General features: G+C 50.1%; 13 protein-coding genes. 5 read left to right on the top strand and 8 right to left on the bottom strand.

Annotated elements, in window-relative coordinates:
• Nucleotides 1–20 precede the first annotated feature (20 nt).
• The gene (locus ACYQ2L_RS02915) at nt 21–686 is read left to right on the top strand and encodes an HAD family hydrolase (RefSeq protein WP_460050862.1); all 666 of its coding nucleotides are present in this window, start codon (nt 21–23) and stop codon (nt 684–686) included.
• A 25-nt stretch (nt 687–711) separates the two neighbouring features.
• Here ACYQ2L_RS02915 and ACYQ2L_RS02910 read toward each other — a convergent pair whose 3' ends face one another.
• From ACYQ2L_RS02910 to ACYQ2L_RS02880, 7 genes are all read right to left on the bottom strand, one after another.
• The gene (locus tag ACYQ2L_RS02910) at nt 712–1,467 is read right to left on the bottom strand and encodes a tRNA threonylcarbamoyladenosine dehydratase (RefSeq protein WP_460050860.1); all 756 of its coding nucleotides are present in this window, start codon (nt 1,465–1,467) and stop codon (nt 712–714) included.
• The gene (locus tag ACYQ2L_RS02905; protein ID WP_460050858.1) at nt 1,430–2,161 is read right to left on the bottom strand and encodes a TatD family hydrolase; all 732 of its coding nucleotides are present in this window, start codon (nt 2,159–2,161) and stop codon (nt 1,430–1,432) included. The genes ACYQ2L_RS02910 and ACYQ2L_RS02905 overlap by 38 nt, the downstream gene beginning before the upstream one ends.
• 52 nt (nt 2,162–2,213) lie before the next feature.
• On the bottom strand, nt 2,214–3,035 hold the full coding sequence (locus ACYQ2L_RS02900) for an ABC transporter permease (protein ID WP_460050856.1): 822 nt from the start codon (nt 3,033–3,035) through the stop codon (nt 2,214–2,216).
• A gap of 2 nt (nt 3,036–3,037) precedes the next feature.
• Nucleotides 3,038–3,823, bottom strand: coding sequence for an ABC transporter permease (locus ACYQ2L_RS02895; protein ID WP_460050854.1), 786 nt, complete (start codon nt 3,821–3,823; stop codon nt 3,038–3,040).
• Nucleotides 3,820–4,827: an ABC transporter ATP-binding protein gene (locus ACYQ2L_RS02890; RefSeq protein ID WP_460050852.1), complete on the bottom strand. Its 1,008-nt coding sequence runs from the start codon at nt 4,825–4,827 to the stop codon at nt 3,820–3,822. Before ACYQ2L_RS02890 ends, ACYQ2L_RS02895 begins: the two co-directional genes overlap by 4 nt.
• Before the next feature lie 271 nt (nt 4,828–5,098).
• Nucleotides 5,099–6,256 (bottom strand): PQQ-dependent sugar dehydrogenase, encoded by a 1,158-nt coding sequence (locus ACYQ2L_RS02885; protein ID WP_460050850.1) that lies wholly within the window; start codon nt 6,254–6,256, stop codon nt 5,099–5,101.
• A gap of 31 nt (nt 6,257–6,287) precedes the next feature.
• Complete coding sequence (locus ACYQ2L_RS02880; protein ID WP_460050848.1) at nt 6,288–6,899, bottom strand: lipase family protein; 612 nt, start codon at nt 6,897–6,899, stop codon at nt 6,288–6,290.
• 117 nt (nt 6,900–7,016) lie between these two features.
• Between ACYQ2L_RS02880 and ACYQ2L_RS02875 the strand changes: the two genes are divergently transcribed.
• Nucleotides 7,017–8,936 (top strand): methyl-accepting chemotaxis protein, encoded by a 1,920-nt coding sequence (locus ACYQ2L_RS02875; RefSeq protein ID WP_460050846.1) that lies wholly within the window; start codon nt 7,017–7,019, stop codon nt 8,934–8,936.
• A 47-nt stretch (nt 8,937–8,983) separates the two neighbouring features.
• Here the strand turns inward: ACYQ2L_RS02875 and ACYQ2L_RS02870 are convergent, their stop codons facing one another.
• A complete protein-coding gene (locus ACYQ2L_RS02870; RefSeq protein ID WP_460050844.1) occupies nt 8,984–10,807 on the bottom strand; it encodes a methyl-accepting chemotaxis protein in 1,824 nt (607 codons plus the stop codon).
• Nucleotides 10,808–10,929: 122 nt separating this feature from the next.
• Between ACYQ2L_RS02870 and ACYQ2L_RS02865 the strand changes: the two genes are divergently transcribed.
• From ACYQ2L_RS02865 to fni, 3 genes are all read left to right on the top strand, one after another.
• The gene (locus ACYQ2L_RS02865) at nt 10,930–12,237 is read left to right on the top strand and encodes a cyclic nucleotide-binding domain-containing protein (RefSeq protein WP_460050842.1); all 1,308 of its coding nucleotides are present in this window, start codon (nt 10,930–10,932) and stop codon (nt 12,235–12,237) included.
• Between the two features lie 73 nt (nt 12,238–12,310).
• Nucleotides 12,311–13,594 carry a hydroxymethylglutaryl-CoA synthase family protein gene (locus ACYQ2L_RS02860; RefSeq protein WP_460050840.1) on the top strand — a complete coding sequence of 428 codons (1,284 nt, stop codon included), beginning with the start codon at nt 12,311–12,313 and terminating at the stop codon, nt 13,592–13,594.
• Complete coding sequence (fni, locus tag ACYQ2L_RS02855; protein ID WP_460050838.1) at nt 13,584–14,663, top strand: type 2 isopentenyl-diphosphate Delta-isomerase; 1,080 nt, start codon at nt 13,584–13,586, stop codon at nt 14,661–14,663. Before ACYQ2L_RS02860 ends, fni begins: the two co-directional genes overlap by 11 nt.
• Nucleotides 14,664–14,666: the final 3 nt, after the last annotated feature.

Here is a 14,666-nt window from a genome sequence, read left to right as displayed (position 1 = left end):
TGACAGGTAAGCTCAGCCGCATGCATATAGCACCTGGAAGACCTCCCGCTCTGGCCTTTGATTTTGATGGAACCATCGCCGATACCCGGGATATTATCGTCACATCATATAAGCATGCCTTCAGCAAAGTCGGGCTTGCCTGCCCGGACGACAACACAATAGCAGCAACAATCGGAATTCCACTGCGCTCATCTTTTGAGCTGCTGAGTAATGCAGAGTCTTCGCATATTGATGCAGCGGTACTCGCATACCAGGACTTCTACAGGGAGCAGGGATACGGAATGGTGCGTCTGTTTGACGGCATGAGCGAACTACTGCATGATTGCAGGACAGCAGGATACCGAATGGCTATAGCAACCAGCCGGCGGGGGGAATCTCTGGACGGTATGCTTTCACACCTCGGCATCGGCGGACTTTTCGAGCATCACCTGACACGCGATCATGTTTCAAACGAAAAACCTCACCCGGAAATGCTGCAGCGACTGGCTGTATTGATGGAAATTGATACCTCCAGTTTTTTGATGATAGGAGATACCGTGTATGATATCGGAATGGGAAAGGCTGCTGGTGCAGAAGCCTGTGCCGTTACCTGGGGAAATCATGACCGGGAAAAACTCGCGGCAAGTGGTGCGGATTACATAACAGAGGACATTGCCGGACTTCGCAGACTGCTGCTGGCAGACTGATTTTTCATCAGAGCTTTTTCCTGCATCAGCTTCTGATCGGATCCGGCAGGGCGGGCGCCAGCATTCTCAAGGCTTCATTTGCCAGCATCAGACCAAACATGCCTGTCAGGGTAGGGAGACTGCCCAGAACATTGCGCTCCAGCCCGCGGTCCTGACTGCGGTTTGCGCCATCCATTCCAGCAGATCCGTATTTAAAAGTGACCTGCTCTGTCGAATAAACACACCGGATTCCCATCCCAACTCCCCTTCGTCGCAGTCTGCTCCGGATTGCCCGGGCAAGGGGACAACCACTTGTCTCCATGAGGTCTCCAAGCCTTATGCCGGCGGGGTCAGTTCTCAGAGCAGCCCCCATGGATGAGAGTACCGGAATTCCTCGCTCATACAGCTGCTGCAGTAGGACTGCTTTGGGGGTGACGGAATCAATGGCATCTATAACAAGATCAGGATTATTATCCAGGACTGCATCAATGGACTCCTGATGAACGAATACTTTCAAGGGTTCTACACGGCATGAGGGGTTGATATCCAGCACCCTGGCAGCAGCGACCTGGACTTTGTCATGGTCAATAGTAGATTCCAGAGCAAAAAGCTGGCGGTTGATATTAGTCGGATGTACCGTGTCAAAATCTACGAGACGCAGAGAACCCACCCCGCTTCTTGCCAGGGCTTCCACTGTATAACTACCCACAGCTCCCATGCCCACCACTGTCACACTGCAGCGTGGCAGTTGCGACCAACGGTCTTCACCCAGCAGAGCCTTGATTCGTACAAATCGATCCATTTATTACCACCTGATGCAGTAGGCTAGAAAGGCTTATACCAAGCCATTGTGCTGTCCGCTCATAATGAAGCTGTAGAACCTCGTGGTCAGGACCGCTCTCGGAATCTGATTCAAGAAGCAGACTGTCCAGTGGACAATGAGACAGCAGGGCTCTCTGCCCCGGATTTGCCGAATGTATTGAAGGGTGAAAGGAAATGCACAGCCCGAGATCGATTAATATCTTCAGCTCGGGAAGTCCGCCATTATAGCGGTGAACAAGTCCTCTAATCCTGTTTTTGCCGGATTCAGCCAGACATAATTTGAGAACATCTATGAGTCTTTCCCAGGCACGGCAACAGTGCAGGCTGACGGGCCGCTCAAGCTCAAGCGCGATGCGCAACTGACGCGCACAGACATCCACCTGCGCTTCCACGGTTGCCTTGTTACGCCCGCAGGCATCCAGACCGATCTCGCCGATTCCCATTGATGGCACTGCATGCAGACTCCGGCACAGTTCTTCCTCCCATCCGGATTCTGCCGCTGCAGCATGCCAGGGATGAATACCAATAAACCCTCTTACATTCTGATTCCGCTGTGCAAAACCGGTTATTCGCTTCCAGTCGTCCTGCCGGACAGCATTGATATAATACAGGCCGTCCGGGCTGAACAGATTTTGATCAGAAGGAGCGTGCAGATGTGCATCCAGCAGATTCATTAATGCTACTATATCTGATCAGAATCAGAGCATCAAGAAAGTCTTCATGAAGCTATACCCGTGCGCCGACAAGGTTGCCTGATTCATATTTTTTCAGCGCAAGACGGAAAAAAAGACGGGCAGACAGCCAGTATGCAAGCGCTGCCGGAATCGAAACCAGCAGAAGGGGCCAGCTCAGCTGCAGGAAACTGCGCAGGGGAATAAACACTATAAACCCGGTCGGTATAGCCGAATACAGCAGCCAGCGCATCCCCGGACCGAATATGCTTTCCGGGTACAAGGAGGCAGTGATCATTAGCTCGGTCATACTGCGGGATATGCCTCCTCCTGCACTGCCCAGGTAGAATGTAAGGGTTTCAACCACTGCAAATATGCTGGTATAGATAAGAGCACCGCTGAAAACAAACACCAGGCAGAACAGTAATCTCAGTGGATTGCTCCAGCTTATCCAGAAAAGAACAGCAGCACCGAACAGCAGATCGCCCCAGGCAGAAAGGACAGAGCGACTGCATATAAGATTCAGCATGACATCCTTCGGCTGCAGCAGATAAACATCCAGTTCACCATTCATGATAATCCGGCCCATGGAGCGGGTGTTTCCGGCGACAATGTGACTGAGGCCGAATGCGGCCGAGGTTAATCCCCAGAGAAACAGGATTTCCTGCATTCCATAACCTGCAAGATCCCCGGTACGCAGCAGGAATATCTGCCAGAACACAAGGAAGGCTGCATTGTTGAGGATCATGCCAAAGACCTGAATCAGAAAGTTGCCGCGATATTCAGCAGCAGCCTTGAGATTGATTATAAACGATGCTTTCAGGAATCTGGCATGACTTCGAATTGAGTGTAAGCTGTGATTTCGTCTGGAATACATAATCATCCCCCGTTGGCGGCAATTTTTCGGCAGCCGGTTACATAAATATACCTGCTCAGCAAGGCAGCAACGCAGGTCCAGGCAAGTTGCCCTCCGATCAGAGACAGAACCTGGGCAGGTTCGTAGACAGTAAAAATACGCGCCGGAGCATAGCCCAGATACGGGAATGGAGTCAGGAGGGACATGCGCCTCAGTCCGTCCGGGAGAAACTCAATCGGCATGAGAGTCCCTATTACCAGAGCCAGCTTCTGGTAAATCCAGAAAAATGCTGTGTTCTCCTCGAACCAGAACGCAGTCAGGGCGAGAATCATCTGGATGTAATAGCTGAGCAATCCGGACAGAAGCAGTGACAAAAGGACTGCAGCTGCCTGAATCGGCTGCACTACAGCCGGAGCACCACTCTGAATGAACACGAGCAGAAATCCGCTTCCAGCCAGGACGGCGATAAGAGGCAGTACAGGGACGATCATTACCGCTGCCTGGTAACGAAGAAAATCAAAGGGACGCAGAAGTATATATGCAATCTGCCCGGTCTTGACCTCATCAGCGAGCTGACTGAACATGCGTCCGAATCCAAAAAGCACCAACTCAGCAATTACGAAATAATACATGAGCGCATTTCTACTGTAGCCTGCTATTGTTCCGCCTTCCGGAACAGCCGCGCGGTAGAGTTGCGAAAAAACAAATATAAACAGAAGATAGGTAAACAAGGATGAGAAGTACTCAGCTGGATATATCAGTTGATTTCTCATGCTGATTCTGCCTGCAGTCAGATATTTCGACCTCATGTCTGCACCCCTGGATCACTGGTCTGAAAGATTTCCGCTATCAGGTTCTCAAGGGGTTCATCCTCAATGCTGACATCAGCAAGTTCACCGAGAACTGCAAGCTGCTGCAGCAGGTCTGCGAATGAACGCCTGTGCATATTGACCTCGAACCTTGCCGCAGATGAGTCACTACTGAGCTTTCTCAGGCCGTCAATCGATAATTCCTGAAGACGCGAAAAATCGACTGCTGTATTATATCGGACAGAAACGCATTTCTTGGCAAGCGCCTGTTTTTTGAGCTGCCTGACGGGTTCATCAACTATGGTCTGTCCATGATGTATTATAACGGCTCGTTTACAGATCTTCTCGATGTCTCCGATATCATGGCTGGTCAGGAGGATGGTGGTTCCACGCTCGTGGTTGAGCTCAGTCAGGAGGGATCGGATTTCCTGCTTGACGACAACATCAAGACCAATGGTCGGCTCATCCAGGAAGAGAATCTCGGGAGCATGCAGAAAGCTGGCAGCTATTTCACAGCGCACACGCTGTCCAAGACTCAACTTCCGCACGGGGGTATTGTAGAAGCTGCCCAGATGAAAGCGGTCTACCAGTTCGTCACGCCGCCGTCTGTAGTCAGTCATTGGAATTTCATAAATCTCGCGCAGCAGGGTAAAGCTGTCCGAAGGCGGCAGATGAAACCAGAGCTGACTCTTCTGCCCGAAAACAGTGCCTATGCGGAACACAAGCTCTTTTCTGTCCTTATGGGGATTACGGCCGAGGACATGCAGAGACCCGCTGCTCGGCTCCAGAATTCCGGTGAGCATCTTGATGCTGGTACTTTTCCCGGCTCCGTTCGGGCCAAGAAATGCTACAACTTCGCCCTGTTCAATTCGAAGATTAAGATCGCGTACGGCTTGAAGTTCATCGAATTGAGGAGCGAAAAATTGCCGGATCCCGGACTGACGACGCGAGCGTATCCGGAAAATCTTGTTCAGGTCCTGTGTTTCTATAACTGCTTTCGGCACAGGCAGCCTCCAGTATTGAGGTACCCCGCAGCATAAAAAAAGCCCGCAGAGAACCCCCGTAAAATACGAGACTCCTCCACAGGCTTTTTTCCTGCGGGTGTACCGGAACAACGCCGGCTGGCAACGCTCGGACCATGCAACTCAGAGCCATTACGGCTGTCTGAATCAGGAACCCTAGTCGCCCTCCCGAAAAGTTGCAGGCAGTTTAGCAAAAACTGAAAAAGGCATCAAGCCTCCGGGAGGTTTTATAGCGAATCATAGATCTATATATTTATTCAGTCCGGATACGGTAAATTCCACCACGAGGCTCATCTGTAATCAGATACAGATACCCCTCAGGCCCGGTTCGCACATCTCTGATCCTGCCGATCTGATTTTCCAGCAGGACCTCCTGCTCCACTACACTGTAGCCATCCAGCACAACCCGCCTGAGATGCCGTGCCACCAGGGAACCGATAAACAAATCGCCCTTCCAGCCTGGGTATCGGTCTCCGGTATAAAAGGTCATACCCGAAGGAGCTATAGCCGGGGTCCAGTGCACAATCGGCTGCTCCATTCCTTCAGCATGAGTTCCTACCCCGACCTGTCCTCCTCTGTAATGTTCCCCGTGACTGATGTGCGGCCAGCCATAGTTGCGTCCAGCGGCAATCAGATTCAGTTCATCACCTCCCCGGGGACCATGTTCATGTGACCATATCTCTCCGGTTTCCGGGTGCATACTGATCCCCTGAGGATTACGGTTTCCATAGGTGTATATTTCATTTCTGGCACCGGCTTTTTCCACGAAGGGATTGTCCTTCGGAATCTGACCATCATCGTGAAGCCTGACTATGCTGCCCCAATGAGTACCGGTATCCTGGGCCTGCTCCATCTGTCCCCGCTCTCCGAGTGTCATATAGATATATAAGTCCCTGTCAAAAACAATTCGTGATCCGAAATGCTGACCACTTCGCAATGGAGGGTCTGCCCGGAATATAACCTCAAGAGCCTCCAGGCTGCCACCCATAGAAGGCGTATCCTGCAGCACCAGTACAGCCCGGGCCAATGCGGTAACTGCCCCCCCTGTCCGGGGTTCGGAATACGTAAAGTAGACCAGGGAATTTTCAATGAAATCGGGGTGGAATATAATATCCAGTAAACCGCCCTGCCCACCTGTTGCAATTGCTGGCAGGCCGTCAATCTGACTCCGGCTTTCACCATCCGGGGCAATCCGGTAGAGTCTTCCTCGACGTTCTGTCACCAGAAACGAGCCGTCAGGAAGAAATGCCAGCGCCCAGGGATGATGCAGACCACCAGCCACCAATTCTGCATCGACATTCGACGCGGAAACCGGCATTGCTGTTATATTCATAGCAAGGATCAACAGGAACACAATACCGGATCCAGCCCGCAATAAACCTGGGTATTTTAATAATGTTTTAACACGCATGAATCCAAGGTACTAAGCTGAGATAGAGAAATCAAGAAATATGGCGCTGTAAGGCAATCCAGTACTGATCCTGATAGTGGGCAAGAAAGGGACCTGTATATCTTCCCCGTATCACAGTCTTTGTTCCCCTTGATGCGTATCCCAAGAGCTTCGGAGGCAGTCGGCACACAATATCCTGCCCATTTACATATCTACTGCAGATGAGAGCTTCCGGAATACCTCGTATTATACCTGCAGAAAATGCCCGGGGACTCCCGAAAACGGTGCAGCTGGATAACTTGTTATAGAGTTTGTAGAGTTCCCACTGCGCAATCTGGGCGACTCCCCCGCCCTGGCTGTATCCGCTGATGCTTATCTGTTCTGCCTCCCTGACTGCACAGCGCAGAGCGCTTCGGTATGTGAACAGAAATTCGCTCAGAAATCCGGCATGCATGCCTCGAAAACGGCAGGCCATGGCATTCCTGCACCAATCCAGTACCGTCCCGTTGGTACCTGCATAGTTGATATGAAGGTGGCCCGGCTCATGCCAGCGCCAGTATACTTCTGCAGCAAGGTTTCGGTAATTATAATGGATCCAGTCATCCGCATAATCAGTTGGAAATATAGCGGCTTTTGCCAGATCTATCAGAGGAATGCTACTCATACACTGATTATATAGAGAAAGCTGCAGAAAACTCCATATATTTCGATCAATATTGTTTGCGAAGCATAGGAGCTTTAGCTTAGAATTCAGCTCTGTATAAATGCAGCGGGGTGCACAATGTTCGAAATTAGAGTTAAAACCGGTCTTATTTTCACACTGATTAACATACCGGCTGCATATCTCATGCAGATTTATATCGGTGTCTATTATGTCAGGGATCTTCCTCTGGTACTCAGTAGACTGCGGGTCTTCAATTTCATAGTCCTGGCCATAACAATAGTGGTCAACATACTGCTCTGGAGAGCCGGCACAGCTTTTGACAAGGTACTTCACAAACTCAGCCAGGGTGAACAGATCACTGAGGAAGAAAAGGCGAAAGCAGGTATTGCTGGATTCAGAATAAGTATCGTCATTCTGGCTGCCGCGGTTACAGCTTTTGTAATTGGTCCGATCGGAGGCATGGTCGGCAATGTCCTTGCTGGCGTCACTCAGTATTCACTGGATGATATTATACTGATTTTTCTGCTGAATGCTTCGATTGGTACGATGGCCGGACTTCACAGTCTACTCCTTATAGAAAACCGCTTCCGCAAGCCGCAGGAACGCCTCAAGGTAATCAGATTGTCTGAGGATGACCGCTCGGCATCCCTGAAGCGACGTATGTTGCTGGCCACCGCAGCATCGCTCTGTCTTATTGCTCTTTTATTTATTGCTGCCGGAAAGGCATATATCACCATGGCCTCAGAAGCGGATGTGATCCCGGGGAGCTATGTCTGGCGATACCTGGCCGAAACATTTATTCTTGCACTGCCTGCAATTGGCTGGGGCATCTGGATCTGCAGTACTATAACCTCAAACCTCTGTTCCCGTATCAGTAGCATGTCGGCACGAATCGATGAACTGGCACAGGGAGAAGGAGATCTCAGTTCCCGTGCACTCATCAGTCAGAATGATGACCTCGGTAGAATGGCATCAGGATTCAACAGTTTTCTGATTCTCCTGGAGAAGTTGATCCGCCAGATTCGAAGCCAGGCTGAACAGGCAAAAAACTCGAGTACCGTCCTGGATGAACAGGCAAATCAAGCCCAGGATGGTATCGACTCGTTTGAGTCTTCACTGCAGCAGGTTCAGATCTCTGCAGAATCGCAGAACGAAACGGTAGGCCGCACCCGCCAATACATTGCAGGCATGGCAGAATCTATCGACAGCGTTGCCGACATGGTTAACAATCAGGCGGGTTTTGTGGAGCAAAGCTCTGCAGCAATATCCGAGATGGTGGCTAATATAAGCAGTGTCACCAGAACCACGGATCAGGCTGACCGGCTCGCTGAACAACTGACGGCTCACAGCCGGGAAGGCGATGAGAAACTGAGAGCATCGGTACAGGCGATCAGGGAACTGGAAGAAGTTTCCCGATCCATGGGGGAAATAATCAGCACAATCGGAAAAATAGCTGCGCAAACCAATCTGCTTTCCATGAATGCAGCTATTGAAGCTGCTCATGCAGGCGAATCAGGAAAGGGTTTCGCGGTTGTTGCCGATGAAGTTCGTAGTCTGGCATCATCCGCAGGAGCCAGTACCAAGGAAATTCGCTCCCTCATCAACAATATGAGCCAGAAAATCGAAGAGGGAATTAACCTAGCGGATATTGCGGTTCAGAGTTTTGACAGAATCAACAGCGGAGTTTTTGACACTACCCGCCTGGTAAGAGCGATTGCAGCCAGCATGACGGAGCAGAAAATTGGTGCGGACGAGATTCTATCCAGTGTCAACAGTCTGACAGAAGCTACCCAGACTATCCATGAGCAGACAGAAAAACAACGCAGTGAATCAGCAGAAATGAAAAAAAGCATGCAGGAGCTCGTCAATGCATCTGATGCAATCCTGCTGGCAATCGAGGATGAAATCAGGAGTACGGCAAAACTCTCGGAGCTTGTGGGAACTGTTCATGCGGAGGCTGCGCATAATCTTGAAAGCAACGATGAACTTCTTCTCTCACTATCGAGATTTGTATTATCTGAGGAGATATCAGAATAAATCTCGCCAGGAGCTTCCCACATCAGCAGCGCTGTCGCGGGAAGCTCCTAATCCAGCACAAACTGCCGCACCTGCTGAATGAGAGAATCAACGCTGTACTTGTTGCCTCTTGAGAGAGCGGCTGCAGATTCAACGGCCTTGCTGACCTCTATGGCTCCGGCGGCCATTTCATCCATGCTTCCGGAAATATTTCCGGCAATTTCATTCAGACGCTGCATTTCTTCAAGTATAGCCTGACTGCCGGTAAGCATTTCGACACTGCCGCTGCGAACCTCAGCGCTTATCTCACTGGAACGAGACAGGACATGCAGAATCTGGCTACCTCCACTGCTCTGCTCGCTCATGGCGAGTTTCATCTCCTCCTCCTGCCGCTGCATCTGTTCTATACCAGAAATAATAGCCTCGATGCTCTTCTCGCTTATGGTGGAAAGCTCCAGGGCATGATCTATAGATCCGGTTATATCACGAATAACTGTTCCGATGGATTTTGACTGTTCAGATGAGCCCTCTGCCAGCTTGCGGATTTCTGATGCCACAACTGCAAAACCACGCCCATGCTCTCCGGCATGGGCCGCCTCGATGGCAGCATTCATCGCCAGCAGGTTTGTCTGTGCCGCAATATTTTCGATTACAGATATTGCATCCAACATCCCATGTGATTTTCGGGCGATGACCTCAACAAGTCTTGTAAATTCATGGATTTTTGCCACACCGGTTTTCGATTCCTTCACCAGCTCACGCGACTTTTCTGCATTTTTCTCAAGGGTCTGATCCACGGAATGAATACTGGCTACCATCTCCTCGACGGCGGAGCTTGACTGTGTCACACTGGTGCTTTGCTCGTCTATATGACGGCTCAGGTTTTCAATATTCCGGCTTATCTGTTCTATGGTTGCCAGACTTTCGGCTACTGCAGCTGCCTGCTCCTGCATCTGGGTGCGTACGTTGTCGATATTAGAACTGATCTCATGAATTGCAGAGTCCGTTTCATCCATGTTCACAGACATTTCCTGGCCGATTGACTGAAGCTGTTCAGCCTCTCCCTGCACTGTACGGATTATTTTGACCAGTCCCGTCATAAATTGATTAAAACTCTCTGCAAGACGACCGATTTCGTCCTGGCTGTCCACCTGAAGATAGCGGGTCAGGTCTCCACCACCGCTGGATATCTCTTTCAGACGACTGGAAACATCGTTCAGGTGCCGAATCCCGGCTTTCAGCAAGAAATAACTCAGAATCAGAACTACAGCCAGAGCAAGTGCCGCTCCCCCCAGGAGCAGAATCAGCCCTTCTGCTTTCCCGCTGTTTATAAGCTGTTGAATCTCATCAAGCTGAAATCCAATAAAGAGAAGTCCCTCAATTTCACCTCCGGGAGCAGTTAGCGGCTGATACCCGGAATAGTAACTCGTCCCGTGCAGTGCAGTCAGTCCTATATACGTCTCCCCCTGCATAACTGAGTCATACGCAGGATTATCACTGCCTATGCGGTCTCCGATCGCACTGGCTCCTGTTTCATCTATGAGGTTGCCCGAGATGCTGCGAAAACCATCCTGATCGTATACATAAATAGCGACAGCCGCGCCAAGCTCTGTATGTATTCTGTCGATTGCCCGGGTATCACTGCCCAGATTCCTTCCGGCTGAGCTGACCAGATTATTCCCGACCCGCCGCACGCCTCCATACAGCTGATTCATGTAGACCTCAGCGGCACGAAGATCGCCCTGCAGCTGCTGAAGCTGAAAGCGCTCCACAACCTCCATGGCCACCCTGTCGGTTGTCCACATACTGACAACCACCAGTAATGCACTTAAAGCAAGCATGGCTGAAGTGAATAAAAGCAGAATTCGTCCCAGAAAACTCAGTTTTTTCATATTGTGCATTTTAACAATCAGTATATATTTAATACAGACATACAGAGCCGTATTTATTAAAAAAAACATATTTAAAATTGCCTGCCGTATGAAGCAATGCTATAGTGTTTTGGGAGTAACAAATGGTAGCACTAATTTCAGGTCAGACAGAAATAATTGAATCAATACAGCAGGGATTCAGTGAGCGTCCCGAAACGAAAGATACCTTGCGTGTACTCAGCTCAACCGATGCCGTGACCGCATACCTGAATTTTGAACTTCCAGAAATAGTTATAATCGACTGCAGTGACGCCCGGATACAGCTTTCAGAGCTTATTACAATTATCCAGACCGACAGCTGGCTGCACTCATTCGGAATAATCGGTCTGTTCGACCGGAATCAAACCAATGAGGAAAAACTCCTGACGGAGTTGAGCGACATCAATCTCCTTGCAGTCTATGATTACCAGCGCGCCCGGCTGCAGCTCCCGTTGGCGATTGATGTGATCCGGGAGAACCATCAGCTTATATTTCAGCATGATCTCAGCCGGAAGCTGGTCATGCATGTGAGCGCTTCCTTTGTTCTACAGAACAATCCTATCCTCGTTCCGATCTATGCCGGTCTGGCAACCGTTTCGCTGGCACATCACGGACTTATCGACAGCGACAGAAGGGTTCAGCTGCAGATTGTGCTGACAGAGCTGCTGCTCAATGCCATAGAGCACGGAAACTGTGAGATTACCATGGAAGAAAAAGCGGAGTATCTTGCCGGAGGCGGTTCGACTCTCGATCTGGTAGATGAGAAATGCATGATACCTGCAGTACAGGACCGGGTCGTACATTTTTCCTGGGAAACTCATGACGATTTCACCAGATTCAGAATACGTGATGAAGGAAAAGGCTTTGATGTAGAAGCATACAGAGAAAAAATCATCCGCAACAGACTGGATGCCCTGAACGGAAGGGGTATTATGATGGCAAGAAAACTTGCATCACGGCTAGCCTACAATAAAAAAGGTAATAAGGTGCTGCTTGAATTCCCTCACTACAACGGGGAAAAAGGGATAGCTCCAACCGGATTTGAAAATGAGGAAATACTTACCGTAAGCCGGGGTGAGATCGTTTTCAGGGAAGGTGAACAGGATGATTATCTCTACTACATCATCAGCGGGAACTATGTGGTGTACCACAAGGGTGAAAAGGTGGGAACCCTGTCCCCTTCCGATATATTCATGGGAGAAATGTCGTTTCTGCTGAACTACAGCCGCAATGCCACCGTTATGGTAGAAACAGGTGGCCGTCTGATCCGGATTCCCCGCGAACGCTTTGTCGGAATAATTCGAAAATACCCGCACTATGGACTGTTCCTGGCCAGACTGCTGGCCCGCAAACTGGCTAATTCCAATAAAATTCATGCGGAACATTCCGCAATGTACAGTCGACAGGACTGATTTTTGCTCTCTTCCTTTTCCATTAAGCTAACTTTGCAGTATATTGAGATTCATAGAATATGAAGGAGAAGAAATGAGCGGAAACAGTGTAGGTATCAGTGATATTCATATTTATATTCCCCCGGGAAAAATCGGGCTGGAAAAACTGAAGAAATTCCGGGTAGAGAATGATGGTTTTCCGGAAACCAAACTGCAGCGCGCAATAGACATAACGGGACAGAAGTCCATTCGTTTTCCGCTGACCGGACAGGACAGCGTGACCCTTGCTGCAGATGCAGCCTTTGGTCTGCTGAAAAAGCGCGGGGATAAAAGCGCTGCCAGTCTGCGGTATATTGCGGTTGGAACTGAAACATCGGTCGATCACTCCAAGCCGATTTCCGCCTACGTGCAGGGGATGCTGCAGCGCAGCGGTGTACCGATTCCCAGCAGCCTATCTTCCTTTCAGGTGCAGCACGCCTGTGCAGGAGGAACGGTGTCACTGCTGGGAATCGGTGCCCTGCTGCAGACAGCAGGAAGAGGGGATGATTCAGGACTGGTTATCTGTTCAGATATTGCCAGATATACAGCGCCGTCAACTGCCGAAATCACTCAGGGAGCAGGTGCGGTGGCCATGTACCTTGAAAAGGATCCTGAACTGCTTGAATTTCAACTTGATTCAGCAGGCTACTGTTCAAACGATGTGGATGATTTTTTCCGTCCTCTGGGCAGCATTACCGCAAAGGTAAAGGGAGGCTATTCCGTACAATGCTACCATGAGGCCTTCGATTCTGCCCTGGTTGACCATGCCGAGAGACTTGGAGTCAGTGCCGCAGACGCACTGTTGCAGACTGATATCTTTGTACTGCATGTACCATTCAGAAACATGGCCCTGACCGCGCTGAAAAACGCCGTACAGAAACATCTGGATCTGAATGAGGAAGACGCAGACCGCTTCCTTGAGGAACGTGGTTTTCAGGAATCACTCGAGGCAAGTACAAGAGTAGGAAACATATACTCCGGTTCGGCATATCTGGCGATGACTTTTGCACTGCAGGAACGCAGACAGCATTTCGGCGATGAAATCGTCGGAAAAAATGTAATGATCGCAAGCTATGGCTCAGGTAATACCATGATGGTATTCAGAGCCAGCATCGCAGAATCTGCCCCCCGGATAATTGACTCATGGGATCTGGAAGCAGTATTTACGAATGAACAGGATGAAAACCTCGAAGCGTATCTTCTGTGGCTCAGCACGCCGACAGACAGGGATGAACTCAACGAAAGTCTGAAGAAAACCGGACAAATTGGCCCGGGTTTTTTCCTCCAATCCATCCGTGAAGACGGATACAGGGAGTACCGGAAAAGCGATGAGCAATGAAGCAGACAGGGATTTAGGACTGCGCAAGGCTCAGCATCTGGATATCTGTATAGATGAAGAACAATACAATGTAGAGGGCGGGAATACCCGCTTTTCAGAGGTTCACTTCCGCCACAAACCGCTGCCGGAACTAATGGTGGACCAGGTGGACAGCAGCATGAGTTTCTTTGGACAGCAGGTGCGGCTGCCTTTCTTTATATCGAGCATGACCGGTGGTTCCGAGCATGGCTATGCACTCAACAAGAAACTGGCACAAGCCGCCCAGGAAGCAGGTATCGCTGTCGGAATGGGCTCGATCAGGATTCTGTTTCGGAAGCCTGAGGTGTTCGATCATTTCTATTTACGCAAAATTGCACCGGATGTACCGATTTTTGCTAATCTGGGAGGCGTGCAGCTCAGAGATATGAACGGCCAGGAAATCAGTGAAATGCTCAAGCGGCTTGAAGTCTCAGCACTCGCAGTTCATCTGAATCCCGGCCAGGAACTTTTTCAGTCTGACGGTGACAGGGATTTCCGCGGAGTACTTGACGGAATAGCCCGATTCGTGGAAATTTCGCCCGTACCGGTGATAGTCAAGGAAACCGGCTTTGGAATTGATCCAGATTCTGCAGCGAGACTCTGGGATGCCGGCGTCGAGTATGTGAACATTGCCGGCAGCGGAGGTACAAACTGGATCAGCGTCGAGTCGTACCGGGAAGATCCAGCTTTGAAAAATGCTGCTGATGAATTCCATACCTGGGGAACACCAACAGCCCTGATTCTGGAAGCGCTGAGATCCGGGAAAACAGCAAAACATAAAATTCTGTCCAGTGGGGGCCTTCGCAGCGGCATGGACGTTGCCAAATCGATTGCAATGGGTGCTGAAGCTGCAGGTTTTGCACTGCCCTTCATTCGGGCCGTACATAAAGATGGCGTAGAAGGCGCACTGAATATTATCCGTCATGTCGGGACGGTACTGCATTCAGCCATGGTGCTCAGCGGATCGCAGAATCTCGAAGAATTCCGTAACAATCGAATCTGGGTTTCGGAGACATTAGCATCGGATGCCCGAGCGTACCTGGCAAACTGATGC

The sequence above is a fragment of the Spirochaeta dissipatitropha genome (assembly GCF_054657935.1).
Note: the sequence above shows the minus strand (reverse complement) of the source record. Positions and strands in the feature narration are given on the sequence as shown.

Coding starts and splice junctions, on each gene's coding strand:
- ACYQ2L_RS02895 (WP_460050854.1), bottom strand. CDS start 3,823: ATGAGGTCGAAATATCTGACTGCAGGCAGAATCAGCATGAGAAATCAA.
- ACYQ2L_RS02915 (WP_460050862.1), top strand. CDS start 21: ATGCATATAGCACCTGGAAGACCTCCCGCTCTGGCCTTTGATTTTGAT.
- ACYQ2L_RS02885 (WP_460050850.1), bottom strand. CDS start 6,256: ATGCGTGTTAAAACATTATTAAAATACCCAGGTTTATTGCGGGCTGGA.
- ACYQ2L_RS02900 (WP_460050856.1), bottom strand. CDS start 3,035: ATGTATTCCAGACGAAATCACAGCTTACACTCAATTCGAAGTCATGCC.
- ACYQ2L_RS02865 (WP_460050842.1), top strand. CDS start 10,930: ATGGTAGCACTAATTTCAGGTCAGACAGAAATAATTGAATCAATACAG.
- ACYQ2L_RS02875 (WP_460050846.1), top strand. CDS start 7,017: ATGTTCGAAATTAGAGTTAAAACCGGTCTTATTTTCACACTGATTAAC.
- ACYQ2L_RS02905 (WP_460050858.1), bottom strand. CDS start 2,161: ATGAATCTGCTGGATGCACATCTGCACGCTCCTTCTGATCAAAATCTG.
- fni (WP_460050838.1), top strand. CDS start 13,584: ATGAGCAATGAAGCAGACAGGGATTTAGGACTGCGCAAGGCTCAGCAT.
- ACYQ2L_RS02880 (WP_460050848.1), bottom strand. CDS start 6,899: ATGAGTAGCATTCCTCTGATAGATCTGGCAAAAGCCGCTATATTTCCA.
- ACYQ2L_RS02860 (WP_460050840.1), top strand. CDS start 12,311: ATGAGCGGAAACAGTGTAGGTATCAGTGATATTCATATTTATATTCCC.
- ACYQ2L_RS02910 (WP_460050860.1), bottom strand. CDS start 1,467: ATGGATCGATTTGTACGAATCAAGGCTCTGCTGGGTGAAGACCGTTGG.
- ACYQ2L_RS02870 (WP_460050844.1), bottom strand. CDS start 10,807: ATGAAAAAACTGAGTTTTCTGGGACGAATTCTGCTTTTATTCACTTCA.